The organism is Micromonospora sp. SYSU B005, assembly GCF_055362685.1.
Genome location: NZ_JAXCFU010000049.1, coordinates 1 through 1,697, shown reverse-complemented (window position 1 = coordinate 1,697; position 1,697 = coordinate 1). Strand labels below are relative to the sequence as shown.

General features: G+C 68.4%; 1 protein-coding gene. It reads right to left on the bottom strand.

Features of this window, described 5'->3' with window-relative positions; all coding sequences use genetic code 11:
• Positions 1 to 128: 128 nt before the first annotated feature.
• Positions 129 to 1,556: an IS1182 family transposase gene (locus SM452_RS30290; protein ID WP_463841214.1), complete on the bottom strand. Its 1,428-nt coding sequence runs from the start codon at positions 1,554 to 1,556 to the stop codon at positions 129 to 131.
• Between the last annotated feature and the right edge of the window lie 141 nt (positions 1,557 to 1,697).

Here is a 1,697-nt window from a genome sequence, read left to right as displayed (position 1 = left end):
CTAGGAGCGTGTCTCAGTAACCGGCAACTGCCGGGGTGATTGCGGTCGCTCGTCCTGGGCCTGCCTCGCGGGTGGCCGGGTTGTGCTGGTCGGGGAAGTGGCCCGAGGGGGCTGGTGGTCCGGGCCGGTCAGGTGATCGCTTCGGCGAGTCTGGCGGTGCCGATGTGTCGGAAAGCCTTGCGGAAGTTGTGGCAGGCGGCCAGTAGGCGCCATTCTCCTCGGGCGCCGTCTTTGCCGCGCAGGAGGAGTTGGCGGCCGTTCTGGCAGGTCATGATCTGCCCGAATACGGGTTCGACGATGGCTTTGCGGCGGCTGTAGGCCTTGCGGCCGGGCTTGGTTCGCAGCTTGCGGGCCATGCGCTGCTTGAGCGTGGCGTTCTTGGGGATGCGTCCGCTGGGTGCGGGCGGGATCTGCTCGTCGTGGCCGAGCCGGCCGGTGGCCATGAATGTGTCGGTGCCGCAGGCCAGTTGGCGGTCCCTGGCGGCTTCGAGGTTGGTCTCGGAGCAGTATCCGGCGTCGACGAGGGCCTGCTTGGGATGGGTTCCGGTGTTCTGGGCGGACTGGTCGAGCATGGCGGTGTAGTTCAGCGCGTCCGAGGCGTTGGTCGTCACGTCGGCGGCGGTGATCACCTGGTGGTCCTCGTCCACGACGGCTTGGGCGTTGTAGGCCTGGATGTAGGCGCCGTCGCTGTTCTTCATGATCCGCGAGTCGGGGTCGGTGAAGTTGGCCTGGGCCTTCGGCTTCGGGCGGGCCTTCGTGGCGGCCTGCTCGCCGGCGTCGACGACGGCCTGCTCATCGCTGGTGCCCGCGCGTGTCTGGCGGCGGCGTTGTTTGTCCTCGGCGTGCTTGCGTGCCTTGGCGGCGGCCTCGGCCTCGATCTGGGCGCGGGCGGCCTGCAGCTTCGCGAGGCGCTTTTCACGGCGGTCCAGCTCGGCGGGCAGATCGACCTCCTTGCCATCGACGCCGAACCTGGCGTCCTCGGCGGTGTCGACGGCCTCGGCATCGGTCAGTAGCGCGGCGGCCTTCGCCTCCAGGCCGGCGATCTCGGCCTCGACCCGTTCTTCCTTGTCGACCAGACGGCCGTAGCTCATCGCCTTGTGCTTGGAGGCGTTCGCCTCCAGCTTCGTGCCGTCCAACGCGACGCGGCCCATCTTGACCATGCCCAGCCTCTGCGCGAGCTGCAGGGACTGCAGGAACAGCCCGGCGAGCGCATCGAGGTGGCGGCGGCGGAACCGGGCGATCGAGCGGAAGTCTGGGGCCTGGTCTGCGGCCAGAAACCGGAACGCGACATCGTCGACACACTTACGCTCGATCGCCCGGGACGAGCGGACGCCGGTGGTGTAGCCGTAGATCAGCAGGCGCACCATCAGCCGCGGGTCATACGGCGGAAACCCGCGCTTCTCGGTGTAGTCAGCCAGGATCGGCGACAGATCGAGCACCTCGTCGACCAGCTCGGCGACGAACCGCGCCAGGTGCCCCTCGGGCAGCCAGTCGTCCAGCGACGGCGGCAGCAACAGGGCCTGGTGCGGATCGAACGCCCTGAACCGCTTGTCCACCCCCGCCAAGCGTGCCCGAGGCCGTTCCGGCTCGACCGGTCCGACATCGAACAGCCCCTCCTGGCTACCCATACCGGGATCATCCCGCACGAATAATCATGATCTTCGCGCGGGTTGCCGGTTACTGAGACACGCTCCTAG